General features: G+C 40.0%; 30 protein-coding genes. 5 read left to right on the forward strand and 25 right to left on the reverse strand.

Features of this window, described 5'->3' with window-relative positions; all coding sequences use genetic code 11:
• Positions 1–118: 118 nt before the first annotated feature.
• From G4420_RS12330 to hisG, 11 genes are all read right to left on the reverse strand, one after another.
• Positions 119–850, reverse strand: a complete 732-nt coding sequence (locus G4420_RS12330; RefSeq protein ID WP_163323943.1) for a Crp/Fnr family transcriptional regulator — start codon at positions 848–850, stop codon at positions 119–121.
• 265 nt (positions 851–1,115) lie between these two features.
• Positions 1,116–1,883 carry an acetylglutamate kinase gene (gene argB / locus G4420_RS12335; RefSeq protein WP_163323944.1) on the reverse strand — a complete coding sequence of 256 codons (768 nt, stop codon included), beginning with the start codon at positions 1,881–1,883 and terminating at the stop codon, positions 1,116–1,118.
• Positions 1,884–1,976: 93 nt separating this feature from the next.
• Positions 1,977–2,576, reverse strand: a complete 600-nt coding sequence (gene hisH / locus G4420_RS23265; RefSeq protein WP_204273675.1) for an imidazole glycerol phosphate synthase subunit HisH — start codon at positions 2,574–2,576, stop codon at positions 1,977–1,979.
• 12 nt (positions 2,577–2,588) lie between these two features.
• Positions 2,589–3,137, reverse strand: a complete 549-nt coding sequence (locus tag G4420_RS23270) for a TlpA family protein disulfide reductase (protein ID WP_246241621.1) — start codon at positions 3,135–3,137, stop codon at positions 2,589–2,591.
• A 39-nt stretch (positions 3,138–3,176) separates the two neighbouring features.
• A complete protein-coding gene (locus tag G4420_RS12345; RefSeq protein ID WP_045033306.1) occupies positions 3,177–3,548 on the reverse strand; it encodes a four helix bundle protein in 372 nt (123 codons plus the stop codon).
• Between the two features lie 67 nt (positions 3,549–3,615).
• Positions 3,616–4,500 carry a formyltetrahydrofolate deformylase gene (purU, locus tag G4420_RS12350; RefSeq protein WP_045033305.1) on the reverse strand — a complete coding sequence of 295 codons (885 nt, stop codon included), beginning with the start codon at positions 4,498–4,500 and terminating at the stop codon, positions 3,616–3,618.
• A 44-nt stretch (positions 4,501–4,544) separates the two neighbouring features.
• The gene (gene hisB / locus G4420_RS12355; RefSeq protein ID WP_163323945.1) at positions 4,545–5,666 is read right to left on the reverse strand and encodes a bifunctional histidinol-phosphatase/imidazoleglycerol-phosphate dehydratase HisB; all 1,122 of its coding nucleotides are present in this window, start codon (positions 5,664–5,666) and stop codon (positions 4,545–4,547) included.
• A 5-nt stretch (positions 5,667–5,671) separates the two neighbouring features.
• The gene (gene hisC, locus G4420_RS12360) at positions 5,672–6,703 is read right to left on the reverse strand and encodes a histidinol-phosphate transaminase (RefSeq protein WP_163323946.1); all 1,032 of its coding nucleotides are present in this window, start codon (positions 6,701–6,703) and stop codon (positions 5,672–5,674) included.
• Entirely contained in the window at positions 6,690–7,988 is a 1,299-nt protein-coding gene (gene hisD / locus G4420_RS12365) for a histidinol dehydrogenase (protein WP_163323947.1), read from the reverse strand. The genes hisC and hisD overlap by 14 nt, the downstream gene beginning before the upstream one ends.
• Positions 7,985–8,878, reverse strand: coding sequence for a DMT family transporter (locus G4420_RS12370; RefSeq protein ID WP_045033301.1), 894 nt, complete (start codon positions 8,876–8,878; stop codon positions 7,985–7,987). Before G4420_RS12370 ends, hisD begins: the two co-directional genes overlap by 4 nt.
• 60 nt (positions 8,879–8,938) lie before the next feature.
• A complete protein-coding gene (gene hisG / locus G4420_RS12375) occupies positions 8,939–9,796 on the reverse strand; it encodes an ATP phosphoribosyltransferase (protein WP_163323948.1) in 858 nt (285 codons plus the stop codon).
• Between the two features lie 338 nt (positions 9,797–10,134).
• On the opposite strand from hisG, the gene G4420_RS12380 reads away from it, so the two are divergent.
• On the forward strand, positions 10,135–11,238 hold the full coding sequence (locus G4420_RS12380; RefSeq protein ID WP_163323949.1) for a glycoside hydrolase family 88/105 protein: 1,104 nt from the start codon (positions 10,135–10,137) through the stop codon (positions 11,236–11,238).
• Positions 11,239–11,313: 75 nt separating this feature from the next.
• Here G4420_RS12380 and G4420_RS12385 read toward each other — a convergent pair whose 3' ends face one another.
• Together G4420_RS12385 and G4420_RS12390 are read right to left on the reverse strand one after the other, a co-directional pair.
• On the reverse strand, positions 11,314–11,685 hold the full coding sequence (locus G4420_RS12385) for a hypothetical protein (protein ID WP_163323950.1): 372 nt from the start codon (positions 11,683–11,685) through the stop codon (positions 11,314–11,316).
• A gap of 123 nt (positions 11,686–11,808) precedes the next feature.
• Positions 11,809–12,636, reverse strand: coding sequence for a LytR/AlgR family response regulator transcription factor (locus G4420_RS12390; RefSeq protein ID WP_163323951.1), 828 nt, complete (start codon positions 12,634–12,636; stop codon positions 11,809–11,811).
• Between the two features lie 171 nt (positions 12,637–12,807).
• Between G4420_RS12390 and G4420_RS12395 the strand changes: the two genes are divergently transcribed.
• Positions 12,808–13,920, forward strand: a complete 1,113-nt coding sequence (locus G4420_RS12395; RefSeq protein WP_163323952.1) for a 6-bladed beta-propeller — start codon at positions 12,808–12,810, stop codon at positions 13,918–13,920.
• A 1-nt stretch (position 13,921) separates the two neighbouring features.
• Here the strand turns inward: G4420_RS12395 and G4420_RS12400 are convergent, their stop codons facing one another.
• Positions 13,922–14,542 carry an NUDIX hydrolase N-terminal domain-containing protein gene (locus G4420_RS12400; RefSeq protein WP_163323953.1) on the reverse strand — a complete coding sequence of 207 codons (621 nt, stop codon included), beginning with the start codon at positions 14,540–14,542 and terminating at the stop codon, positions 13,922–13,924.
• Between the two features lie 52 nt (positions 14,543–14,594).
• Complete coding sequence (locus G4420_RS12405; RefSeq protein WP_163323954.1) at positions 14,595–14,948, reverse strand: hypothetical protein; 354 nt, start codon at positions 14,946–14,948, stop codon at positions 14,595–14,597.
• 202 nt (positions 14,949–15,150) lie between these two features.
• On the opposite strand from G4420_RS12405, the gene G4420_RS12410 reads away from it, so the two are divergent.
• The gene (locus G4420_RS12410) at positions 15,151–15,492 is read left to right on the forward strand and encodes a single-stranded DNA-binding protein (protein ID WP_163323955.1); all 342 of its coding nucleotides are present in this window, start codon (positions 15,151–15,153) and stop codon (positions 15,490–15,492) included.
• 84 nt (positions 15,493–15,576) lie between these two features.
• Here the strand turns inward: G4420_RS12410 and G4420_RS12415 are convergent, their stop codons facing one another.
• On the reverse strand, positions 15,577–15,963 hold the full coding sequence (locus G4420_RS12415) for a group I truncated hemoglobin (protein ID WP_163323956.1): 387 nt from the start codon (positions 15,961–15,963) through the stop codon (positions 15,577–15,579).
• 173 nt (positions 15,964–16,136) lie between these two features.
• Here G4420_RS12415 and G4420_RS12420 point away from each other — a divergent pair, with 173 nt between their 5' ends.
• Positions 16,137–16,940 carry a DUF5602 domain-containing protein gene (locus G4420_RS12420; protein WP_163323957.1) on the forward strand — a complete coding sequence of 268 codons (804 nt, stop codon included), beginning with the start codon at positions 16,137–16,139 and terminating at the stop codon, positions 16,938–16,940.
• A 342-nt stretch (positions 16,941–17,282) separates the two neighbouring features.
• Here the strand turns inward: G4420_RS12420 and G4420_RS12425 are convergent, their stop codons facing one another.
• The 3 genes from G4420_RS12425 to G4420_RS12435 form a co-directional block, all read right to left on the reverse strand.
• Entirely contained in the window at positions 17,283–17,726 is a 444-nt protein-coding gene (locus G4420_RS12425) for a YybH family protein (protein WP_163323958.1), read from the reverse strand.
• 79 nt (positions 17,727–17,805) lie between these two features.
• Complete coding sequence (locus G4420_RS12430) at positions 17,806–18,567, reverse strand: hypothetical protein (protein WP_163323959.1); 762 nt, start codon at positions 18,565–18,567, stop codon at positions 17,806–17,808.
• A gap of 57 nt (positions 18,568–18,624) precedes the next feature.
• Positions 18,625–19,011, reverse strand: a complete 387-nt coding sequence (locus G4420_RS12435; RefSeq protein ID WP_163323960.1) for a YybH family protein — start codon at positions 19,009–19,011, stop codon at positions 18,625–18,627.
• A 451-nt stretch (positions 19,012–19,462) separates the two neighbouring features.
• Here G4420_RS12435 and G4420_RS12440 point away from each other — a divergent pair, with 451 nt between their 5' ends.
• Entirely contained in the window at positions 19,463–19,900 is a 438-nt protein-coding gene (locus G4420_RS12440) for a hypothetical protein (RefSeq protein WP_163323961.1), read from the forward strand.
• 38 nt (positions 19,901–19,938) lie between these two features.
• On the opposite strand, the gene G4420_RS12445 is transcribed toward G4420_RS12440, so the two are convergent.
• The 6 genes from G4420_RS12445 to G4420_RS12470 form a co-directional block, all read right to left on the reverse strand.
• A complete protein-coding gene (locus G4420_RS12445; RefSeq protein ID WP_163323962.1) occupies positions 19,939–20,274 on the reverse strand; it encodes a hypothetical protein in 336 nt (111 codons plus the stop codon).
• Positions 20,275–20,435: 161 nt separating this feature from the next.
• A complete protein-coding gene (locus G4420_RS12450) occupies positions 20,436–21,608 on the reverse strand; it encodes a hypothetical protein (RefSeq protein ID WP_163323963.1) in 1,173 nt (390 codons plus the stop codon).
• Between the two features lie 157 nt (positions 21,609–21,765).
• Complete coding sequence (locus G4420_RS12455) at positions 21,766–22,428, reverse strand: CAP domain-containing protein (protein WP_163323964.1); 663 nt, start codon at positions 22,426–22,428, stop codon at positions 21,766–21,768.
• A 41-nt stretch (positions 22,429–22,469) separates the two neighbouring features.
• A complete protein-coding gene (locus tag G4420_RS12460) occupies positions 22,470–23,153 on the reverse strand; it encodes an ABC transporter ATP-binding protein (RefSeq protein ID WP_045033290.1) in 684 nt (227 codons plus the stop codon).
• Between the two features lie 127 nt (positions 23,154–23,280).
• Positions 23,281–24,501: an ABC transporter permease gene (locus tag G4420_RS12465; RefSeq protein WP_163323965.1), complete on the reverse strand. Its 1,221-nt coding sequence runs from the start codon at positions 24,499–24,501 to the stop codon at positions 23,281–23,283.
• Between the two features lie 35 nt (positions 24,502–24,536).
• A complete protein-coding gene (locus tag G4420_RS12470) occupies positions 24,537–25,757 on the reverse strand; it encodes an ABC transporter permease (protein WP_163323966.1) in 1,221 nt (406 codons plus the stop codon).
• Positions 25,758–25,863 lie beyond the last annotated feature (106 nt).

Genomic DNA, 25,863 nt, shown 5'->3' on the forward strand with positions numbered 1-25,863 from the left:
GTTATTATACTTTACGATATAAAAGTAGTAGGATAACTATTAAGAAATCTAGGGGGGAGAATGATATAACTGAATGGCTAAATTGATAATAAACAAGCCAATAATTGATGTATATCAATTATCCGTTTTCGCTAATAGAAACTAGTGAACTTTCGTCTAATATGCTTATTGTATTACCCTTGGTATTTATGTATTTGGAATCTTTAAATTGATGAAGTATTCTTACAAAGCTTTCTTTTGTCATGTTTGACATTTCGGCTAATTCCTGCCTCGTAAGCGGCACGGAAAACTCATTGGAATTGAAAATTTCGTTCTTTAAATACAGTAATGTGTCGGCTACCCGGCCCGGCATATATTTTTGTGTATGGTCGACCAGTTTTTTTAGCAGAAAATTATTTTGTTTGGTATGGTTGCGTAGTAATTTAATGGCAAACTCGTTGTTTTTTCCAAAAATGCTGGTCAGATTCGCTGAATCGATCATACAACATTTAACCTTAGTTATTGCCGAAACACTAAAATGCTGAAAGTTTCCGTTGAAAAGACCTCCACCACTGATAAAGTCGCCGGCTTTGGCAATACGGACTATTACATTTTTACCGTTCGCACTTTCAACATAAAATTTAGCCAGACCTTCATTAATACATATTACGGAAGTTGAAGCCGTATTTTGCTTGGTAATTGTTTCGCCAACATTATATACAATTTGCCTTTTTTTGTCAATTAGAAAGTCTATTTCTTCCTGGCTGAGGGGTGAAAAGATATTATTTCTATGCTCTTTGATACACGATTTGCAACCTTCTCCATGAAGCTTACCACTTTTGTTACAATTGTCGGTATTTATATGGGTCATTTTAAAGTTTTGGTATTTAGTTAATTATAGTTGTCAGGTTTGTCTTAATGTCATATTCAGCACTGTTCTGTTTTAGAACTTCAACATAGTAAAATATTTCAATATTTAAAAGCGTACATTAATTCTATCATAGATATGAACTAATGTGAAAATTAGTAATTAAAAACGGGAAAGTATGAAAATGTGACGGAAAAACAGGGTAGAATTTTTCTGTTATCCAACAGCTAGGAGTTACCGTAAAAATGGGGGAGAGATGTAAAAAAAATCAGGTGAGCCGCGTACCCCGCCCGGTTGCAATATTTTCGGGGTTGGTAATCAGAATTTCCTGTACGCCTTTTGCTTTTGCCCTGAAACCGTTATCCAGTTTTGGTATCATTCCTTCGCTAATAACACCTTCGGTTTTGTACTGATCGAATAATTTGTAATTGAGATCGTAAATTACAGATGACTCATCGTTTGGATCGGTTAAAACCCCACGTTTTTCGAAACAATAGAAAAGATAAACCTTAAAGTAATTTGATAATTCAATAGCTAATTCCGACGCAATGGTATCGGCATTGGTATTTAGCATCTGGCCTTTTGCATCGTGGGTTAGTGGTGCAACAACAGGAATAACGTTTTCGTCAATAAGCATTCGTAGTTCGCGGGCATTTACGTCATCAACGTCGCCAACAAAACCGTAATCCACATCTTGTACCGGGCGTTTGTGGGCTTTTATTAATCCGAGGTCGGCTCCGGTAAGGCCAATTGCGTTCATGTCTCGTGCCTGTAATCCGGCCACAATTCTTTTATTTACCAAACCTCCGTACACCATGGTAACCACTTCAAGCATATCAGCATCAGTAATCCGGCGGCCATCAACCATTTTGGTCTCAATTCCCAATCGTTTTGCAATTTCGGTAGCAGTACGTCCTCCACCGTGAACCAGTAATTTGTTTCCCGAAATTTTACGAAACTGATCGAGCAATGCTTCTAGTGATTCAGGTTCCTCAACTACTTTTCCTCCTACTTTAATGATTGTTAGCCTATCCATGATTTTGCTGATTACTTGTTGTTTTTTGCTTATTTCTATTGATGAACGTCAGTTTCAGTCTTTAATTGTAAGTGCAAAGTTACGTTAGTGTGCTTAGAGATTTAAAAAGTTCTCCAATATTTTTGCGCCAATGGTACCACTTTTTTCCGGGTGAAACTGTGTGGCATAAAAATTATCGCGGTGCAAAGCCGCACTAAACGGAAGAATATAATCGCAGGTGGCAATGGTATGCTCGCTTTTTTCGGCGTAATACGAGTGCACAAAATAAACATACTCATTTTCCATGTCGGCCGTAAAAAGGTCACTTTTCAAGTCTTTTATGGCATTCCAGCCCATATGCGGAACTTTGGTAATATATTCTTCGCCGGGATTTGGAATAAAACGTTTAACTCTCTCATCGAAAATACCCAGGCACTCGGTATCGTTTTCTTCCGAATGCGAGCACATTAACTGAAGCCCGAGACAAATACCCAGAACCGGTTGCTTTAGCGATACGATCAGTTCATCGAGTTTGTTTTCGCGCAGATAGGCCATTGTTGTGCTGGCCTCGCCAACTCCCGGAAAGATAACTTTGTCGGCATTTCTGATCTTTTCGTGATCGGCCGTTATCTCTGCATTTACACCCAATCGGTTAAGCGCATTGTTTACCGATTCGATGTTTCCGGCGTTATATTTTATTATTACAATGTTCATTTCTATTCGGGTTTATTCTTTCAGTAAAAGATCAATCACCTCAACCATTTCATTGAATTCGTCTTCTTTAAAAAGCCGGGTTAAATAAACAATCTTGCCAGTTTTGTCGATAATTACATTTCGTGTAACACCGGCACCCTCAGCGGCAAAAGTGTAAAAGATTTCAGCGCCCGGATCAAGAGCCAACGGATAGGTAACTTTCATCGTTTCCTTAAAATCCTTAACCTTATCAAGCGGTTCGTCCATGTCAACACCGATTAACACAAAATCATCATTATCCTTGTGTTTTTGCCAGATCTCTTTTTCAATATGTGGCATTTCTTTTCGGCATACCGAACACCAGCTGGCGGTAAATTGCAACATTGTTATTTTTCCTTTTAAATCGGCGGTTGAGACTTTGGTGCCGTCGGTAAGTTCCATTGTAATTTCAGGCATTTGCTGGCCAATTTTTACAATGTAACCGTAATCGGCAGGAATTTCTTTTTCCGGAATTGCACTTAGTTGCGCAAATGCAGACATTGCAAAGAATGTTATGCTGAGGATGGATAATAATCTTTTCATATTCTTTTTTGTTACTGGTTGCTTGTTTCAGGTTACTGGTTAACTTTTTTCATTCCAGTGCCTTTCAACATATTCAATAAATTTATTGAGTTTTTTCCCTAAAAGTTCATAATCTGATATCAAATCGTTTAAGCCTTTTGAATCAAAGTGAAGTTCATTGATCATCGTTAACTGTGAGTTGGCTTCATCACACGAAGCCTGAGCATAAACCAGAAACCGGATAAAATCTTGTTTGTATCGGTTTCTTCCATAGCCCTCAACAATATTGTCTTTTATGCTTTTTGTTGAGCGTCTGACCTGACTTCCTTGTTCATAGAGTTCGTAAGCAGGTAAAGTTAAGGTCATTTTATGAACTTTTATAGCTAGTTGATAGGCTGACTGATAAATTTCCAAATCTCTATAACTTTTCATGATCTATTATTTTAGTTAATTATTATGATTGACTAAAACCTGTAACTTGTAACCTGCAACTCGATTTTTAATTAAATACAACCGTTCTGTTCCTATAAACCAGTACTTTACGCTGAAGGTGTTTGTATACGGCCTGCGAAAGAACGATTTTCTCCAAATCGCGACCTTTGCGTATCAATTTTTGTATCGTATCAACGTGGCTGCAACGGGTAACATCCTGTTCGATAATCGGCCCTGCATCCAGCTCGGAAGTAACATAATGACTTGTTGCACCAATAATTTTTACTCCGCGCTCGTGGGCTGCATGATAAGGTTTTGCACCCGCAAATGCCGGTAAGAACGAATGGTGGATGTTGATTACCTTATTCGGATAATTTTTTACAAAATCTTCCGACAGGATTTGCATGTAGCGCGCCAGCACCACAAAATCGATGTTGTTTTCCTTTAACAGTTTTAGCTCAGCTGCTTCCTGCTCGGCTTTGTTTTCTTTATTAATAGGGAAATAATGAAAATCAATATCGAAACGTTCGGCAACCGGACGCAGTGTTTCGTGGTTGCTAATAATCATTGGTATTTCCACATCCCATTCGCCGGCTGTGTAACGTGCCAGGATATCGAACAAACAATGTGGCATTTTAGAAACAAACAGGGCCATTCGCGGAACTTCATTTGAAAAATAGATCTTCCAGTTCATTTGCAAGGGGCTGCCAATCAGGGTGTCAAAATATTCACCGATCTTATCGGCAGGAATGGCGAAATTCTCCAGTTCCCATTCAACCCGCATGTAAAAAATCTTTTCCTGACGATCAACATGCTGATCGAGGTAAATAATGTTGCCCTTATTTTTATTCAGAAATTCAGTTACTGTTGCAAGGATTCCTTGTTTGTCCGGACAGTGAATCAATAAGATCGCAGTGTCCTTTTTTTCGTTTAGTATTTTTATTGTCTTCATATCTTTTAACCGCGGAGAGCACAGAGTTTTGCGGAGTCTTAATTTTATAACATTCCTTTAGTTGATGGCAAATCGAAGTTAAATACATCGCGGCGAATTGCCATTTTTATTGATTTCGCCAATGCTTTAAAAATCGCTTCTATTTTATGGTGTTCGTTGGCACCTTCAGCCTTAATATTCAGATTACACAATGCTGCATCGGAGAAGGATTTGAAGAAGTGCATAAACATTTCGGTAGGCATGTCGCCCACCATTTCGCGTTTAAAATCGGCCTCCCAAACCAACCACGGGCGTCCTCCAAAATCAATAGCAGCCATAACCAGACACTCATCCATAGGCAGGCAAAAACCATAACGTTCCATGCCCAGTTTATTGCCAACAGCCTTTTTAAAAGCCTCGCCTAAAGCCAGCGCCGTATCTTCAATGGTATGATGTTCGTCAACTTCCAAATCGCCTTTTACCTGAATGTTGAGGTCAACGCCACTGTGGCGGCCAATTTGTTCCAGCATGTGATCGAAAAAGCCCAAACCGGTAGAAATATTGCATACTCCTGATCCATCAAGATTTAACGTAACAGAAATTGCCGTTTCTTTCGTGGTACGTTCAACTTTTGCTGTGCGTTGCGGTGAAGCCACACACGCGTAAATATCGTCCCAGTCGTCGGAAATCAGAGCACAAACATCTGCCAGCCCTTCTTTTTCCAGTTCTTCAACCTGGTCGCCGTTATTAATAAATATACCTTTTGCACCGAGATTTTTCGCCAGCATGATATCGGTTTTACGGTCGCCGATAACAAAACTGTTTGCCAAATCGTAATCGCCTTCCAGGTATTTTGTAAGCATTCCGGTTGCCGGTTTGCGGGTAGTAGAGTTATCTTCCGGAAAGTGGCGGTCGATACAAATATCGTCGAAAACAACACCTTCGTTTTCAAAAGCTTTCAGAATAAAATTATGCACTGGCCAAAACGTATCTTCCGGAAACGAATCGGTGCCCAAACCATCCTGGTTGGTAACCATTACCAACTCGTAATCAAGGTTTTTGCGGATGTAGTGCATATTGCGGAAAACCTTCGGCAGAAACTCCAGCTTCTCAAATGCATCAATTTGTTCGTCTGCAGTTTCGTAGTTTAAGGTTCCGTCGCGGTCTATAAATAGTACTTTCTTCATCGTTTTTAAATTAGTTTTTTTAGCGCACTTAAAAGGCTTTCGTTTTCTTCCGAATTACCAATTGTTATTCGCAAACTTTCGTTGCACAAATGTACTTTCGAGCGATCGCGAACAATTATTCCTTCCTCAACCAGGTAGTTGTAAATACCTCGGGCATCGTGCATTTTTACCAACAGAAAGTTTGCCTCTGACGGATAAACTTTAATTACAAACGGAAATTCAGCCAACAGTTTTTCCATTTTATCGCGCTCGGCAATAAGCAGTTTTACCCATTTCTGAACGGTTACTTTTTTGTCGAGCAGTAACATGGCTTTTTCCTGGGTAAGAATATTAAGGTTGTACGGGTACTTTATTTTGTTCAGAATACCAATTAATTCGGTGCTTCCGAATGCCATCCCCAAACGTATTCCGGCCATTCCCCAGGCTTTCGAAAAAGTTTGAAGAATTACCAGGTTGGGGTAGTGTTCCAGTTCCGGCATCAGGGTTTTCCCCGGCGCAAAGTCGATGTATGCTTCATCAATAATTACCAGCCCATGAAACTGGTTGGCCAGCTCCAACATCGCATCTTTATTCAAGCTGTTGCCGGTTGGATTGTTGGGCGAACATAAAAATACCAGTTTGGTATTTTTGTCGGTTTCGCCAAGTATATCATTAATGTTCAGCTGAAAATCTTCGGTTAGCGACACTTTACGCAGTTCAACGCCTGAGATATCGGCTGCAACCTGGTACATGCCGTAGGTTGGGTCGATGGTAACCACATTGTCTTTTCCCGGCTCGCAGAAGGCACGGATCAGTAAATCTATCGGTTCATCGCTTCCGTTTCCAAGAAAAATATTTTCAGCATTTACTTTTTTTAATACCGCTATCTTTTCTTTTACCAAACGTTGTAGCGGATCGGGGTAGCGGTTGTAAGGTTCGTTAAAGGGGTTTTCGTTGGCATCGAGAAAAACCATCGCATCGCCACTATACTCGTCTCTTGCCGACGAGTAGGGCTTCAGGTTTTTTATGTTTTCGCGGAGTAGATTATTTAGTTCCATTTTTTTCGATCTGTTTAAGGCGTAAAGTTACTGCATTTTTGTGCGCTTCAAGTTGTTCGGTAGCGGCCATTTTTTCAATAGCAGGGCCAATCGTTAAAAGTCCTTCTTCACTAATCTCCTGAAAGGTGATCTTTTTCAGAAAACTATCCAGGTTTACTCCGCTGTACGATCGTGCCCAGCCGTTTGTAGGCAATGTATGGTTGGTTCCCGAAGCGTAATCTCCTGCACTTTCAGGTGTAAATTCGCCCAAAAATACCGAACCTGCGTTAGTGATTTTCTCTGCCAGTTCCATATATTTTTTTGTGCTGATGATCAGGTGTTCCGGCGCGTATTCGTTGATCAAATCCACTCGTTCGGTATCATCCGAAACCACAATTAATACGCTGTGCGATAGCGCTTTTTCGGCGAGTTCTTTTCTTGGCAGTTGAGCAACTTGTGCTTCCACTTCAGCAACTACTTCTTTTAATGTATTTTCGTTATTGGTAACCAATACCACCTGGCTGTCGGCACCGTGTTCGGCCTGCGACAATAAATCGGAAGCCACAAAAGCGGGATTCGATGTTTCGTCGGCTACAACCAATACCTCAGAAGGACCGGCCGGCATATCGATCGAAACTTCATTCATGCTAACCAGTTGTTTGGCAGCTGTTACGTATTGATTTCCCGGACCAAAAATTTTGTAGGTTTTCGGAACAGTTTCGGTACCGTAAGCCATTGCTCCGATGGCTTGAACACCGCCCAGTTTGTAGATTTGTGTTACGCCTGCAACCTTAGCAGCGTACAAAATTGCCGGATGAATGTTGCCATTTTTATCGGGTGGCGAACAAAGAACAATTTGTTTACAACCCGCAATTTTAGCCGGAAGTGCCAGCATTAATACGGTTGAAAAAAGTGGTGCTGTTCCGCCCGGAATGTACAACCCAACTTTCTCGATGGCCACCGGTTTTTGCCAGCAAATTACGCCGGGAGCAGTTTCCATCTTTCTGATTTCGGGCATTTGGGCACTGTGAAAAGCCTTTATGTTTTCAGCAGCTAAAGCAATCGCATCTTTTAAATCCTGGTCGATTGAGGCTTCTGCCCTGGTAATTTCTTCGGGCGAAACCTCAAAATTATCCAGTTTAACACCGTCAAAACGTTCGGTGTATTCGCGTAATTTTTCATCGCCCTGCTCACGAATTTCAGTCAGTATATTTTGTACACGTCCGTACAATTCCGAAACATCGAAAAGCGGGCGTTTTAAAATATCGGTCCAGGTATTTCTCCCCGGATTTATATAAGTCTTCATGTAACTGTTTTTTTTGTTTTAAACCGTAAAGCCAGAATGTTGCCCGAAAATAGCAAAAGTATTCCCAACGCTGCGAATACATCCCATCGGTAACCTTCAAAAAAAGTAGAAATTAACAAAGCGATAGCAGGAGTAATCAGTGCCACGTATATCGAACGGTCGGGACCAATTTCACCAAGCAGTTTTAAATAGGTGGAAAAAGCTACTATCGATCCGAAAATTGAAAGGTACAATAACGAAACCGAATAGTTCAGCGAAGCATCAAAACGAAGTGGTTTGCCAAGCAGCAATACCATTGCAAACATGGCCAATCCTCCATACAACATTCCGTAGGCATTGGCCTGCAAAACAGGTACGTTTTTCTTTTGCTTATACGCTGAAATAATGTTTCCTAATGAAGCGAAAGTCAGGCCTCCGAAACAAAGCAAAAAGATGATCCAGTTGCCGTTTCCTCCCTGAAACTTTACCAACTCGTTCTTAAACAACAACGCTGTTCCTCCAACTCCCAAAACTGCGGCCACTATAACATCGGGCTTTATTTTCCCTTTTAACAGCACTGCGTTGAAAAATATATTGAAGAAAATAATCAACGAAAATATCACTGCCACAATACCGCTTGTCAGGGTAGTTTCCACTTCGTAAACAAACCAGTAGTTCATTCCGAAAAGACAAAGCCCCAGCAGAAGCATCATCAGGTGTTCGCGCAACGTAAATTTCATTTTTCGTCCTGTTACCAGGCAAAATAAAATGAGCAGAATACCGGCTGCCAAAAAGCGATAGGCAACCGATAACAGCGGATCAACTGTTCCCAGTTGAAACTTAATGGCATACCACGTCGATCCCCAAATCAATGATGGAATGGCAAACAATATGTATTGTCTTGTAGTCATTTATTCATGAAACTGTTAACCCGATAGCTGCTTTTAAGAACGGCTTCATGGATCTAATTTCTAGAAAATCATTTTCTCGATAGGAACAACTAAAATGCCTTCGGCACCGGCTTTTTTCAACTTGCCAATTACTTCCCAAAAATCATCTTCTTCAATTACCGAGTGCAGCGAGCTCCAGCCTTCTTTTGCCAGCGGAACCAGTGTTGGCGATTTCATTCCCGGCAGCAGCGAAGTTATCTCTTCTATTTTTTCGTTTGGAACATTCAGAAGAATGTATTTTTTGCCTTCAGCACGTTGTACCGATTCGATTCTGAAAATCAGTTCATCAAGAATTTCCTGCTTTTTTGCCGAAAGGTTAGGATTAGCAATCAATACAGCTTCCGATTTCATTACCACTTCAACTTCTTTCAAACGGTTGCTCACCAGTGTAGATCCTGAACTTACGATATCGAAAATAGCATCGGCCAAACCAATTCCCGGTGCAATTTCTACCGATCCGCTAATCACATGAATCTCAGCGTTGATATTATTCTCGTCCAGAAACTTTTTCAGAATAACGGGGTAGGAGGTGGCAATTTTTTTGCCGTTGAAGAATTCAACACCCGGATAATCAAGTGACTTTGGAATAGCCAGCGACAGACGGCATTTCGAGAATCCAAGACGTTTGGCAATTACCACATTTTCGTCTTTCTCGGCCATTTCGTTTTCGCCAACAACACCAATGTCGGCAACACCGTCGGCAACGGTTTGCGGAATATCATCGTCGCGTAAAAACAAGGCATCCATTGGGAAATTTTTCGCTTCCGATACCAATTTACGCCTGCCAACGCTTAATCCGATGCCGGCCTCGTTTATCAGGCCCATTGAGTCTTCGTTTAACCTTCCTTTTGTTTGAATAGCAATCTTAAGTTTTTCCATGTCTGTTTTATATAAAAAAAGGCCTGCCTTTAATGGCAAGCCTTTATGAATTAATATCGTTGAGTTTAAACAAAACAATTACAGCCTACCCGATGGTTGGTTCTTCCAATGATGGCCGTGATGTAATGTTGTTACTGTCATATCAGTTATTTTGATGCAAGTATAGTTATAAAATTGTATTGAACAATACGTATTGGTGTTAATTTAAAATTAAAGTTAAGCCGTCAATAAACATAAGCACAATTTATGGTCTTTTGGGAATTTTCCTGATAAGAAATTGATAATGTATTTTGTAGATTGCAATCGATTGCATAGATTTGCATCAAACTTAGATCAACATGAAGAAAACAATCATTCTTTTACTTGCCGCGATAGTTCTGGGAGGAACGGCGCAGGCACAAAAAGCGGGTAACGAAAAGCTTTTTAAAGACAGTTACATTAAAAAAACGATGAAAAAGGCGTTGGACTGGCAGTTGGAGCATCCAAAACACGAATTGTACGATTGGACCAACGGTGCATTTTACGCCGGAGTTGTTGCAGCCTACGAAACAACGGGCTCGAAAAAGATTTGGAAGGCCATGTACGAAATGGGAGAGGCCAACGAATGGAAACCGGGGCCGCGTTTGCATCATGCCGACGATCATGTGATTTGCCAAACTTACATTGATATGTACAGGGTTTCGGGCGATAAGAAAATGATTGAACCGTTTATTGCAACCATGGACGAGTTTATGAAAACGCCTTACAAAGGCGATGGTATTCGTGAAAAGACATGGTGGTGGTGCGATGCCTTGTTTATGGCACCTCCGGCATTTGTAAAGCTGGGAATGACTTTAGACGATGACAAATACCTGAAACTTTCGGATGAACTGTGGGAAGAAACCTACGACTTGCTTTGGGATAAAGAACATCATTTGTACGCACGAGATATGGGCTACAAATGGAACGAACCCGGAATTGAAGAAAAGAAAGAAGCCAATGGCAAGAAAATTTTCTGGTCGAGAGGAAACGGCTGGGTAATGGGAGGTTTGGTTCGTGTGTTAAGCGAGCTTCCAAAAGATTATCCGAACCGTGATTTTTATTTTCAGAATTACAAAGAAATGGCGGCAAAAATTCTTTCTCTTCAACAGGAAGACGGTTTGTGGCGTTCAAGCCTGCTCGATCCTGAATCGTATCCGGGAGGAGAAGCCAGTGGATCAGGTTTTTACTGCTATGCTTTAGCCTGGGGAATCAATAACGGCATTTTAGATAAGGCCACTTATTTGCCTGCGGTAGAAAAAGCATGGGTAGGATTAAATGGTTTAATTCAGCCCGACGGACATGTTGGCTGGTGTCAGCCAATTGGTGCCGATCCACGTAAAAACTTCGAAGCAGAGAGCTGGGAAGTATACGGAACGGGAGCCTTTTTGCTAGCCGGCAGCGAGGTGATTAAATTAGATTAGTCGATAAAATATTTAAACAATAAAAAGGCCGCTGCAAATCATTTTGCAGCGGCCTTTTTACATATCGTTTAGTAATTATTTCACCTTTTTGGCAGTAATCGGCATCTCTCCATCAGGGCTATTTACACTTCCTTTCATATTTTCTCCTTCAACGGTTACTTTAAGGGTAACGTAATTGTAGTCTACATAAAGACCAAATTTTAATACGCCTTCGCTGTAAGCAACATCTTTCAGATCGATCTTGTACCCATCTTCCAGTTTAACATGACCGGTCAGGTTGCCTTCCTTTTCTTCAAATACAAGATTTCCGGCATTATAACCGTAAGGCGCACTCGGAACTTCATATTTCCATTCTCCAATTACTTCTTTATTGTTTGAAGAGTTGCTTGCATTAACTGTAATCGTAGCAGCAAAAAGGATAAAAACAAAAAACATTAATTTTTTCATTGTATAAAATTTAGGTGTGATTTTAAATTGCACTTGTTTAGTGTGTTACAAAGATTGGTAGCAACATTTGTTTTTGCAAATTAAAGGGATGAAATTCGCTATTTAGGGATGAAATTTCGGTAGTCAGGATAAAACGGTTAAAAGCAGTGGCGAATATTTTTCGGATACCGGAATAGTTACTTCAGATGAATTCAGATGAAGACTTAGCTTTTTGTTTTCTTTCTGAACGAAGTCAACATTTTGGGTATTCACGATAAATGAACGATGACAACGCAGTATCGATTCGGACCCCAGCTGGCTCTCCATATTTTTCAATGTATTGCGCAAAAGTTTTCGTTGTAATTTCCCTTCCAATATAAAGTTTACGGTTACATAATTGTCGGTTGACTCAATGTAAAGAAAATCTTTGCTTCGAACCGAAAAACGAGGTTTACCTTTTTCATCAGTAAAAGTTAAAAGCTGGTTTTTGTCGGTTCCGGAAAGTTTGTTTTGTAGTTGTTCAATTTCTTCGATGTGTTTTTTGTAATAAATCAGAAGAAGCGCAAACGAGTATGGAATCATAATACCAAGCACGGTGTATTTTAACGAAAAAAGGAAATCGTTGATAAAGTTACCAATAGGATTGCCGTACAAAAAAATATAAACGAGGCTGATCAATACAATCTCAACAAGAATCCACAACAAGTAGCTTTTAAGTTTGAATGTTTGTTGATGGAAAATTCTACGAAGTGGAAATTGCGTGAACAATAATACTAGCGACGAAATAAAACCATAGCTCGAAAGTCGGAGGAATTGAATTAGAGGCGAATCGGAATACCAACGACCAATATTCCAGGGTTTAAAAACATTGATAAAGAAAATGCTGAAAACCAGAACGGTAAGAACAAGAAAGTACCTGTCTTTTTTGCGGTCGAGCAAACGAAAGTTGTTATTTATAAATGATAGGTTCAACGGATAGCTGTTTATTTGTCAATATTAAATGTTTGCTTCTTAATTTCAAAAAAACAATTTAATTATTCTTCCATAGTTGAATACTAAATAATATTTATTGCTTTGTGCGCTCAAAGGCATGGTATTTGTCAGAATAGAACACCATAAAACAATTAGAGAAAGATTAAAGTCGTGAAACATTCAATTATAATTTTATTGTTCGTAACGCTGTTTGTTACCTCATGTACTGAAAAACCGGTTCAGAATATCGGTTTGCCGGAAATAGTACTGAAAAAATCGCAGGATATTTTACCAATTTCAAGTTTTGTTGATGATCTTAATTACCTGGAATTAAAAGTAAACGAAGCTAAAATTGAGTTTGGTGATATTTTAAACGTCAAAGAATTGGATGGCGATTTAGTCGTTCTTCAGCGCAGAGCACGCGAAATTAGTTTTATCCGCTTTACAAAAAAAGGTGATTTTATAAATACCATCGTGAGTAATAATGAGGGGAGTGGCAGAATTAAAAATCCATTGGATATTATTACTTATCAGAAAGATTTTGCAGTATTGGCCGGGGATGGAATTTACATTGTTGGGAAAGACGGAAAATACAAAAGCAAACTGGTTGCTGCGAAAATGCCCGGAACAAAATTCTTTGAATCGAAAAACCAGTTTTATGTGGTGAACGATGTGCCCGGTTATGGTTTATATACTGTGTATTCGCAAAAAAGTAAAGGAAAAAAAATCAACTTTCCTGAAGATCGTTTGAGAGATTTGGGACGTTCGAATCTGGCAGCTGTGGGGGCTGCAAACATTTCGTTGGTATCGTCGTACAGCGATACGGTTTTCGCCTATAATAATTCGGCTTTTCAACCAGAATATTTAATTGAAAGTGATGGTTATCCTTCGTTTGCAGAAATTTGGCGAAACACCGGCGACAAAGACGATGTTGAGACACTGAAATACATTCATAACACGCACCATTCGAAAATAAAAAGCTACTTTGAAAATAAGAATTATATTTATCTAACCTACTGGTTGGGCTCTCACCAAACTACTGCACTGATTAAAAAGAAGGATTGGGAAGCCACGTATTTTACCGAAGCGGTGAATAATATAGACGGAGGTATTTGGGACAATCCCGAGTTTCTATCGCAGTCCGACGAGCTTTACATACCCATTACAGCCTACAAGGTTGGCGGACATAAAATTTCGGATAAACGCCACAACGAATTTGAAAAAGTTCAGTTGCATATTGCGGCTACCGGAAATCCGGTATTAATGCGTTGCCAGCTGAAGTAGGTTAATCAAAATAGGGATCTATCCGTTCTCCGCGTTTGTATTCATACATCATTTTTATTTGTGCTTCGTTGTTTCGCGGAAGTGAAAGTGGCGGAAGTTCGTTTTCGTTAAACCAGCCCACATCGCAGGTTTCGGATCCGATAGAAATGTTGTTAGTCTCTTTATCGCAAAGCAGAAAAATCTTATAAACATACTCGAATGCCGGTGGCATACTTTGTTTTTGTTTATCCATAATGGCCAAAAGACGTGTGGCTTTTACCTTTATGCCGGCTTCTTCCAGACATTCTTTCTCGGCAACTTCGCCGGGGCTGTAGGCAATGTCAGTCCAGCCACCGGGCAATGCCCAAAGTTTATCGGCTTTTTCCTGTACCAGTAAAATCTGGTCTTTTTCATTAAAAACAATGGCTCTTACATCTACTTTTGGCGTTCGGTAACCGTTACGTTCTTCAATAACCGGAATAATATCGGCAACCGGTGTGCGGGTGATTTTCTCCAGCATTTCCAGGCAAATGTCTCGTATTTCCTGGTAACGTTCAACGTCGTAAGAAATAGTGTTGTATTCCAGCCCGATTTCGGCCAGTGCGTGCAGGCGTTTTATTTTCTCGAAATAGTATTTGCTCATATTTATTATTGAATTGTTTTTGTGAGCTTGAGTTTATTTCGCCAGTTAAAACCTACTGTTCTTTTTTTACCAGCATTAGTTTGTTGCCTTCCAGTTCAGAATAACCCTGGTCGTATACAAAGTAATAAACGCGGCCGGTTTTGGTGGTGTAAGTATTGGTAAAATAGGTAAAGTTAAAGCCGCGTTTTTTGAGTGTGCTTTTGTAGGTGGTAGTTTTTTCTTCCGGATTTAACTCTTCCAAAATCGAGTGATTGTTTTTCAGAATGCGGTTGATTTTTCGCATATAGTTGGTCGATCCACTGGCCTTTTTATTGTTGTAGGCATTACGGCAACTGTCGTTGCAAAACTTTTGGTCGGCTCGTCCTTTTAATGGTTCTCCACATTCGAGGCAGGTTCTTTTTTCCATTTTATTGCTTTTTGTCTGAGTTGCTAAAGTGCTAATATATAAAAATATATCCGTTTGTAAACGTTTGCAAACGCTTATTGTCGACTACAAACGTTTAAAAACCGAATAAGCTTTACCTGCCAATCTACCTTTGTTTCAACAATTGCGTTACAGGACTCGCATAAGACACAGTCCTAAATTATTAACTAAAAAAAGAAATATCATGAATGCATTAAGAAACAGCGTACGATTGTTAGGTCACCTTGGAGAAGATCCAAAAGTAAGAAGATTAGAGAGTGGAAAAGTAGTTGCCAATTTTAACATTGCCACCAACGAAATTTACCGCGACAGTAACGGAAACAAACAAACCGAAACTACCTGGCACCGTTTGGTAGCCTGGGGTAAAAATGCCGAGGTTGCTGAAAAGTATTTGAAAAAAGGGAAAGAGATTGCCATTGAAGGAAAATTGACAAACCGCCAGTGGGAAGATAAAAACGGCGAGAAACAGTATATAACCGAGGTTGTAATTAACTCGCTGTTGATGTTAGACAAAGCATCGAATTAACAGCCGCTAAAGTTAATCCACAAAAAAAAACAGTAGTATTGATGTAATGATGCTACTGTTTTTTTATTTGCTTAGTTCCGAAGTTCAAACTCCGGCAATTTCGCCTTTTAATGAATAGGCAATTGCCAGCACATCTTTTTGCGTTTGCTCATCGATGTTATTCTTTGTCAGTGCTTTCATAATATCGTCGATAACATGCATGTATTCGCCCTGGCTAATGTTCATGCCTTTGTGCGACGAAAGCATGTCTTTTCCCGTGTATTCTTCCGGGCCGCCACTTCCGGCTGCCAGAAAGTTAATAAGGTGTTGCCGCACCTCGGCAAAATGTGCCGGATCGTCTTTTAAGGGTAAAAAACGTTTGTTAACTGCCGGATTGGTCATGTGATTTTCCACAATATCGTCAACAATCGACGTAATTCCTTCGATGCCTCCAAGTCGTTCGTAAAGGCTTTGTTCTACTGGTGTTTTCATGTTGTTTTGATTAAATGTTCCTATACAAGTTAGTGATTTGCATATAAAAAGACAAACGGGTATTTTAAATTGCAGGCTATCAATGATTCATTTTGTGCGTAAAATAAAATACTTATAAGTATTTTAAATTGATTTGTATTGTCGTAACTTGTTTCCACTCAAAATTATAAATCATGAAAAAAATTGATCAAAAACTTTGGATTTTACTGTTGGTGGTTGCGATTATTGGGTTGCAATCGTGCCAGAGAGCAGATGACTTTGACTCTGTTAATGAAAACATTTCAGAGCTGAAGAAGGCTACAGTTAATAACTTTTACAGTTCAACTTTACCCGTTGGTAACGGGGTAGTACGGGCTTATGTTACTGAAAACAGGGACGGCGACCCGGTGGAAGTAGGAATTAATCTCTCGGCTAAAGTTTTGGATAATCTTCCCGATGAACCAAAACAATATGTATTGGAATTACCTAAAAATAAAGGAAATCGTTTTTATACCCATGTGTTGTTCGATTGGAATCCAATGGGACACGAACCTCCGGGAATTTATGATTTGCCGCATTTCGATATTCACTTTTACATTATTCCAAATGAAGAACGTTTAGCGATTCCGGGACTGTCGCCTCCTGATAAAGATGATGCGCCTGGAGACGATTACATTCCTGAATTTTACATGCAACTGGAAGGGCTTGTTCCCCAAATGGGTGCTCACTGGATAGATGTAAGATCACCCGAGTTAGGAGGAGAAACATTTACAAAAACATTTATCTGGGGATCGTTCGATGCAGAATTTATCTTTTGGGAACCAATGATTACGAGAGATTATTTGATGACCATGCCCGACGAAATTATACCAATCCCGCAACCTATAGCCTATCAGGAATCCGGTTGGTATCCAACAGATTATAAAATTTCGTATTCGCCTACCAAAAAGCAATATACGGTTGCTTTGGTAAATCTTATGTTTCATGATGGGGAATAAAAAGCCAGTTACAAAGAGGTATTGAATTTTACTTTTCAAAAGAATTATTAGCACTGACGTACATCTTTTTCGAGCTCCCAGAATGGAGCAGGATTCATTTTTATAATTTCCTTCACTACTCGAAGCGTTTGTACGTTAGTGTTAATTCTTTTTTTTCAGAAAGTAGTGCTTTACCACGAGGCTAGAGAAAACACCAACGCTTTTTACTCCAAATCTATTATTGGAATGAAGGTACATATATATAATTGGGAGTTAATTTTAAGCCGAAAATGTGTTTGAAAGCAAACTTGCTTATTGCAAAGAGTAATAACGGAAAAAGAGTTTACTTTTCATCGCTGAGCTTTAATTGCTATTCTCTTGTTGACCAACCCAACGGTAGAGTTTCCAGCTCCCGTCATCATGCTTTTTGAAAATGGAGAAACCTCTTTGACCTTGCATTGAGGAAACCTCGAATGCCGTATCTCCAAATACTTTTACTTCTACCTGCTTAAAATCGAATCCTCCTTCAGGGTAGTTACTCATAAAATCTGCAAGAAAAGCTTTGGTTTCCTCAAAACCATTTTGGGTTGAACCATAAAAAGGATAATTAATAATATCCTGTGTAAAATGAGACAATACTTTATCAATGTCTTTACTCAACATTGCTTCATTAAAATCATCCCAAATTTGCACGAGTTGTGCAGCAACTTCGTCAACATTTTCGTTATCACTTACAATCTTTTGTTGGTTACAGCTTGATGTAAAAAACAAGCTGATTACGGCAAATAGAATAATAATATTTTTCATCTTCTTTACTTTTAAATCATTTTTCATAATTGATTATTGATACTAAACATTGTAGTTGTTAGATTCTCAAAACTGATGGTTATTTGACTTTAAGAGACCGACCTATTACCGGAACATCTTCTTCCAAATCGCTTAGAATTGCATAAGTGAATGTATCGGCAACAATTGTTTGATTCATCCAGCTAAATTCTCCCCCAACTAGTTCCGGAGTGGTTGAGTAGAGATATTTGCAGGTAATGGTATCGTTGTGATTTTCATATGTTCCTGCGTTCGCACTCATTGTATTGTCTGCCTGTCCAAACAAATAAATATAATACCCGGCAATATTTGCGGCTTGTCCTTGCAGTGGAGGCAAATATGTAAAGAAACCTTCTATATCAGTCATCTGACTTTTTAAGGCAGACGGGTATACTTTTCTAATACTTTTTAGAGTTCGGTTAACGTTTCCTTCTTCATCAAATAGGGTTATTAGAAATGTGTCCTGTTCTAACAATTCTGCTTTCCATTCTTCTGTGTTACCAATTAAATTTGGATCGGTCGCATAACGAATTGTATTAACTACGGTTTCTCCGTTAATTTCATACGAACCCCCAAAACATGATATATTGCTTTCAGAATCTCCGCTTATTATCAGAAAATTATTATCAAGGTATATGGCATACCCTTGTAAAGGTGGCGGAAATTCGGAAATTCCACCAATCGTTTCAATGGTGATTTCCGGGGCTGGATCTACAGAAACTGTTTTACTTTGGTTTTTGCTGCCTGAATTGCAGCTTAAGATAATCACAAAAAATCCAACAATTAGTGTCAGCGCTACTCTTGCAGTTATTTTTCTTTTCATGTTATTTTATTTTTGGTTTTTAAGTTTTATCAGAAAGTCGTGGGCTTTTTGCTCTTTCTATTCTTCATTGCTGTTGTAAATGTTACGGTAAACGAGCCAGCTGCCATCAGGTTGTTGCTTGTATATGCCAATTGCCGCATTGTTGAAAGGAATTGGGATACTTCCGTTAACCGGATTCATCGATCCAACCCAGGTACCAACCGTATAGGCATAATTACCAAAAACGGTAATTTCGTCCAGGGTTTCGTTTACTTCGAAGGTGAAGGTTTTGAAAAAGTCGCTGTAGAAAGATTTTAAAGCGTCAATACCAACAATGGAGTTGGCTCCTTGCGGCAGTACAATCACATCCTGGTCCACGTGTTTTATGAATGCCTTATAATCGCATTCATTCCAGGCTTTAACAATAGCCTTTGAAACGTTCGAAATAACTTCGTTTTTGTCCATGATTTTGATTTTTGGTTAATAATCTGATTTTTGATTTAAGACAAAATCAACTACAAAGCTGTTTCCGAAAATTGAACTGTTAATTCGTGGCTCTAAACTAATTTTTGTTTGAGGAAAGTGTTTGGTAATGGTAAAGCTTACAGAAAGTTATGAAATATAATTCTAAAATCAAATAGTCACAAAGGCAACATGAGATTTAGAGACATTTTAATAACACTTGATTTTTTTAATAACAGATATACGAACCATTCACATTTTGAATCCTGTAAAAGTGGAGTTGGGGTGAATCAAATTAACATTCGGAAACTTGTTTGAAAACATACGCATGGATTACCATATTCGAAAATTGTGATTTATTTTAGCATTGGTCTGGTAAGGGCATTGGGCCGAACCGGGCTACAGACTTTTTATAAAAGTGACAGACTATTTTTAATTCATTAAACCAGAGGATATGGCTAATCAACAAAATGATAGAATTTACCTTGACGGAGAGTTGTATGAGCTGTTATCAACACCTTTAAAAGTGTTTTTCGAAGCGCGTCCTGATATTCCTGAATTCAGAGGAAAAATACCGGAATGTAGAAGAGGTTATATGGCATCATGGCGGATCCGGAATAATGTACTTTACCTAACGGGTTTTCAGCAGGTGAGTCCAACTGTTGTTATTAATCCCCGGGATGTGCTTACCGGCCCCAAAATGGTAGCCGATTGGTACGACGGAACACTTCGGATACCCATTGATTCTGACAAGTCAGGTGCGGATGGAGGCGATAATTCTCATGAAACCGAAATTCATATAACGGTGCAAGGTGGTGTTGTTTACAACCACGAAATTGTTCAGAAGAAACATGTTCCTTCTAATAACTCTAAAAAGAATAACGTTTTATAAACGGGTATTAATTGGTTTAAGGAGTTGGGGGAATAATTTTAGTCTGATGAAATCATTTTTACGGGTGCTGGTCCTGGTGGTGGAGCTGATATATCCATATCATGAAATTCCAGTACTTTTTCTTTAAAACTGTTTTCAAAAGAACCATCCGAGGCTGCCACACTTTGCAGAAAATTATCGGCTCCCGGGCCTTCATGTAACACAACTACAACCGGACCGTCGGGTGTTTCAGCCAACCATGCATCATGACGGGTTAGTCCGTGTTTTTTGTTGAATTCATTAAACGCCTGACTTTGTTCTCCACTAAACGATTTTGCCCAATCTTTCCAGGCATTTACTTTTTCCTTCTTTAAAGGAGCAAGAATTAATCCCATAACTTAAATGTTTAATAATGAATAATTTGAATAACTATTAAAATTAAGACAAATAAGTCTTTAATCAAAGGTCGTGAGGCGCTAATATTGCTGTGCTGTGTTAATAATTCTTAATCAACGGCGTATGGAGCTTTTTGAGGTAAGGGACTTATTGTCAATACTTAGAATGCCCATTTTACACGCACATAAACTGCCTGTCCGTAATCGCCATATTCAGTACCTTCTCGTCCGAAGAATAACTGTCCATTCAGCATTAGTTCCCAGTTATCGCCCAACGAGTAGGTTAGGGCCGGACCAAGATATGAGGAACCATCGGTGGGATTTAACATGGTTGACAGGTTGGCTGAGAGCAGGGGAGTAAAAGGATAACTAATTTGGCCGAACAATTGGTATTTCCCCAATGAAAGCATTTTGGCAGAAATATCGGGAGAAAAGAAACTGCGACCGCCTGCATCGCCTGTTGTTCCGTAGCTGTTGAATAAGGTACCAAAATGCAGGTAAAAACTGTTGGGGAATGTATAATCTGCCGAAACTGATGCTACAAATGTTTCGAAGTTCTCTGGCTCTTCTTTGTCGCGCGGACGAAACCAGGTTGCTTCGCCCATAAATCCGGCACCTTTTATATCGCCGGCCCAACCGCCGCCTAAAAAGTAGTCTTTGCCAACCCAGCCACCTAAAAATTGTATGTCGTAATTAAATTTCGAAAACCGGTACATACCGGCAATGGCCGTTTCATCATTGTTGTGCCCGATTTTGTATACCAGCTCTGCAGAAGAAGTAACACTGGTATAGTATTGCAACCGAATTCCGTCGGTGCCGGGGCGTTCTTCGTAATCAAAATCAAAGTAGGAAAAGGTGTTGAACACATCGTTAGGATTCCAAACCAGGTTGGTGCCCCAGTTAATACGTTGGCGTCCGAGTCTTACCTGCAATTTACCGTTTGTGTAATCAATCCATGCCCGGTCGAGCATCGTATGTAAAAACCAGCTGTCGGCAGAAAGCAACACGGTTCCCAATTCTAAATAACCGTTATCGGCATCAACAAAATCTTCGTAGTTGGGAAACTCACGGATCATTTGCCCCATGTAAATGCGGTTGCGGGCTTCCAACACAATGGTCAGTTTTTCCGATGCATACCACCTGAAATTTAAACGGTTGTGTATCTCATTCAGAAATAGGTAATCCAACGATTTGTCTGTTGATATTGGAATCGGCTCAACCGGATGATAATACATACCCAAATCTTTTATATAGCCGTTAAACGACAGTTTAGACTGCGCTTGTATTACAAGGCTAGAAAGTATAAGAGTTAGTATGAGTAAAGCTTTTTTCATTTTTTGAATCCTGTTTTATCAGGTGTTTTCTATTTACTAAATCATATAAAATGTCGAATTTCGACAAACCACTTGAGATCCAAGATTGGAATAAACACAAACAAGCTATGTTAGCCTGTACTTCTTCAATCTTAATTCGTTAATCATTATTCATCATTCATTGGTTTCCCATTCCTCCCGCAAAATCCATCACACACATGGTAGTGTAGCGCGGATGAGTTCCGCAGGCCACACCAATTTTTTTAAAATCAGCCTGAAGAAGATTGGCGCGGTGACCACGGTTTTTAACGCCATCATCGATTAATAGAAAAATTACGATTTGCCGTGCAGAGGTATTTCCATAGGCAATATTCTCCGCAATCCGAACCTGCCATTTGCCGTAACGTTCAATACGTACTTTCGAGTTTGAACGATCCTTTCCAATATGTCCTGTTCTTCCTGTTTTTGCCTGATCTTTTTGATGATCATTGGCCGCTTTGGTCAACAATTTATCAGGATATACAATCGGAGCCGGAGCAGCATTTTTCAGAAAACGGACACATTCACGCAATGCGCTTACGCCTTCCTGTGTCATTATCGATTTATCGCCGGGGTAGTGCAAAATTTTTTTGTCGTAGTATTGGGCGAGGGGAGCAATATATTTCTCAGCGTACGCCGACGGATCAGAACGGAACAAGTTGACTTCGTAGATCACTTCTTTCTCCAGTTCCGACAAGTAATTGACATCGGCAGCAGTGTTTAGCGTACGGTTTTTTGTTTCTCCTGTGGCTGAAACTGTAAGGGTCAATGCGATTAAAAATAGGACTATCCGGATTTTCACTTTTATACTTGTTTTAATGGCATCTTCTTAAACAAAAGCTGTTATTTTCTGATGTCGCTGATTATCTTTCCATCTTCGATGGTAATTACACGCCGCGCTTTGTTTACCACCCGCTGGTCGTGCGTTGAAAATATAAACGTTATTTTTTCCTCTTTATTAAGTTGCTCCATAATATCGAGCAGATTTTCGGTGGAGTGCGAATCGAGATTGGCAGTAGGCTCATCCGCCAGAACGAATTTGGGTTTCGATGCCAGTGCTCGTGCAACAGCCACCCTTTGTTGTTGCCCGCCCGACAATTTCGAAGGTCGTCGATCCATCATCTCGCCCAGTCCAACCGCTTTTAACAGTTCGCTGGTACGTGCATCGCGGTCGGCTTTTTTGCTTCCCTGCAAATGCATAATAAATTCCACATTTTCTTTGGCCGTAAGAACAGGAATCAGGTTATAAGCCTGGAAGACAAAACCAATATTTTTCATTCTGAAATCAGTTAGTTTTCGTGATGAAAGTTCATTGATCTTAACGCCTTCAATTTCAACCGAGCCTTCAGTGGCGTCATCCAAACCGCCAATAATATTCAGCAAGGTTGTTTTTCCCGATCCCGACGGACCAACGATGGCTGTAAATTCGCCCTCTTCAATCGACATATCTATTCCGTTAACCGCATGCACGGAAACGGAGCTGCCGTTATAAATTTTGTGCAGGTTTTTGATTTCTATTATTTTCATAACAATGCTTTAATGATTCAATGCGAAAATGCTTTAATGCCAGAATTCTTAAATAACTTAAGTAGCATAGTAATTTTTAATGTCTTTTTTATTCTAATATTCTAATCCTCCAATTTTCCAATATTCCTTATTCCGTTCTCGTGGCTTCAGCCGGATTTAACTTCAGCGCTTTTCGTGCCGGGTAAATCGCAGAGATCAGTCCGGTTAAAACTACCAGCGTAATTAATATTCCCAATGAGTGAGATGGAAAAACAGTTGAAATTTCGGTTGACATACCGTATTGTTCCAATCCCTGGGCAAACGCAGAAAGGTTGATTGGATGTTGTTCGAAAATTCGTGAAATTCCGATTCCCAGCAGGATCCCGACTACGCCACCGGTGAGAGTGAGCATAATCGATTCCAGGATGATCATGTTAAAGATTTTCCGTTTATTCATTCCAATAGCCATCAACATTCCAATTTCTTTTACACGCTCCAGAACTGCCATCAGCATGGTGTTGATAATGCCGAAACACAGTGCGATGAGGATGATCAGTATAAATATGTACATGTACTGGTCCATGGAATCGGTAATGAGTGACATTTCAGGACTTAATTCTTTCCAGGTTTGCACATCCATTCCGGGGGCAGTTTTTTGCACTGCCGGTTTTACCAATGGCGCATAACTGTTGTCTTTTAACAGAATGGCAATTTCGTGTACCGCATCGGGTTGAATGCCAATTTGCGATCGCAGATCGTTGATGTTGACGAACAAATGCATTTCATCGAAACCGGTGTTTACTGTTTTATAAATGCCTGCAACCCGATAGCCTTTCGATGACAGATCACCATTAAAATCAACTAACTGTACATTTATTTTGGTACCAACTTTTAAGCGTAGTTTATCGGCCAGTTTTTTGCCCACCAGTACCGGCGGCATGCGGCTGGTTTTTTCAAGGTAAGTGCCATCAACCAGGTGTTCCCAAATATCAGTAACCTGTTTCTCTTTTTCCGGATCGATTCCTAACATTTTACCGCCGCCCGTTCCGTGAGCTGCCATTATAAAAGGCTCAGCAATCAGTCGGGGAGAGGCAGCCTCTACCGAATCGAGCGCTGCAATTTGTTCGGCCAGTGCAAAACCATTTGGTATAAATAATTCCGATTCGGTGTTGTCCAAAAAATGAGGAGCGTGCACCTGTATGTGCGACAACTCCGATCGGGTGGCCGATTCAATACGCGAGTTGTACATTCCATTCATAAATGCCATCATGAATATGCCTGCAAAAAGGCCCAGCGCAATGGCCGCAATCATTACTAAACTGCGGGTTTTGCTTCGCCAAACGTTTCGCCATGCTATTGAAAGTATCATCGTTTTAGTTTTTTCGTGATTAATTGTTTTAAGGCTTAACTGCGCATTGCTTTCGTGATTTTTAACCTGCTAACATTTGTTATCGGGAAAATCGCTATAAACAGGCTGATGAGGAAAACCACAATGATCTGGTTGTAGAAGAGCGAGGCTTTCATCGAAACGAACATGTACGGTTCCATGCCATAAATTTCGGTGGCTTTTGCCATATCGCCGGTAAGCGGAATCGGATTGTAAAAGAAGTACAGACAGAAAAAGTAACTGATTATCAATCCTACTGCACATCCGATAAATCCAATAAAAAGAGTTTCGATAAAGACCAGCGATGCTAATTTTCTTTTTTGCATACCTACGGCGTGTGTCACTCCAAACTCGCGCTGGCGTTCTTTTACCATCATAATAACTACGCTAAACATACCGAAGGCAATAACCAGGTAGAGAATCCCAAGCATGATAATTCCACCGCCGCGGTCGCTTTGAATTATTTGCACCAGTTCAGGTGTCATTTCTGTCCAGGTCATTACCGTGTTCTTTTCCGGCAGAATTTGCTCTATTTCTTTTTTTATGTGATTAACGCTGTAGTGATCATCGGTCATTACAACCAGCGAAGTAGACAAACCATAAGCTGAATAAAACTCACGGGCTGTTTCAATGTCCATGTACACCAGGCGTTTGTTAAACTCAGCATTGGGGTGTTTTATAATTCCTTTTATCGGAAATAAAGCACTGGCACTTATTCCGTGATATCCCTGCGAGATCATTACCAGCGTATCGCCCACCTCCAGTTCAAGATATTTGGCCAGTCCTCCGCTGATCACTACCTCTTTATCGCCTGACTTAATAAATTCTCCCGACAGCATTTTTTTCGAAAGGTTCGTAATCTGATCCTCTGCTTCGGGCTCAATTCCCATCACCATGGCCGGTTTACTTTTCATATGGTCGGCAGCCAATGAAAACGATTCCAGCCGGTTGGAAACCAGCGAAACGTCTTTTATATTTTTAATCTGGTTTTGTAATTCTGCATCTACTTTGAAACTATTGTCAAGCGTACGTTCGTCCCAGTAGGCGGTATCCTGCACCTGCAGATAACCGGTGTAGAACTTAACCGAATTGTCAATCATGCTGTCGTACGAACCTTCCTGCATCGACCGCATCCACGAGGCCAGCAGCACGCTGAACACGATAGAAGATATGGCAATGATTGTCCGGCGTTTGTTGCGCCAGAGGTTCCGCCAGGCGAGTTTTATGTTTGTTTTCATTGGATAAGGCTTGAATGTTCTTCTATTAGGTGTCATTTCGACGAGTTAGCGAGGAGAAATCTGTATCCTTGAAAGAGATTTCTCAGTCATTCTTCCTTCGAAATGA

The organism is Draconibacterium mangrovi (genome assembly GCF_010586825.1).
Classification (GTDB): Bacteria; Bacteroidota; Bacteroidia; order Bacteroidales; family Prolixibacteraceae; genus Draconibacterium; species Draconibacterium mangrovi.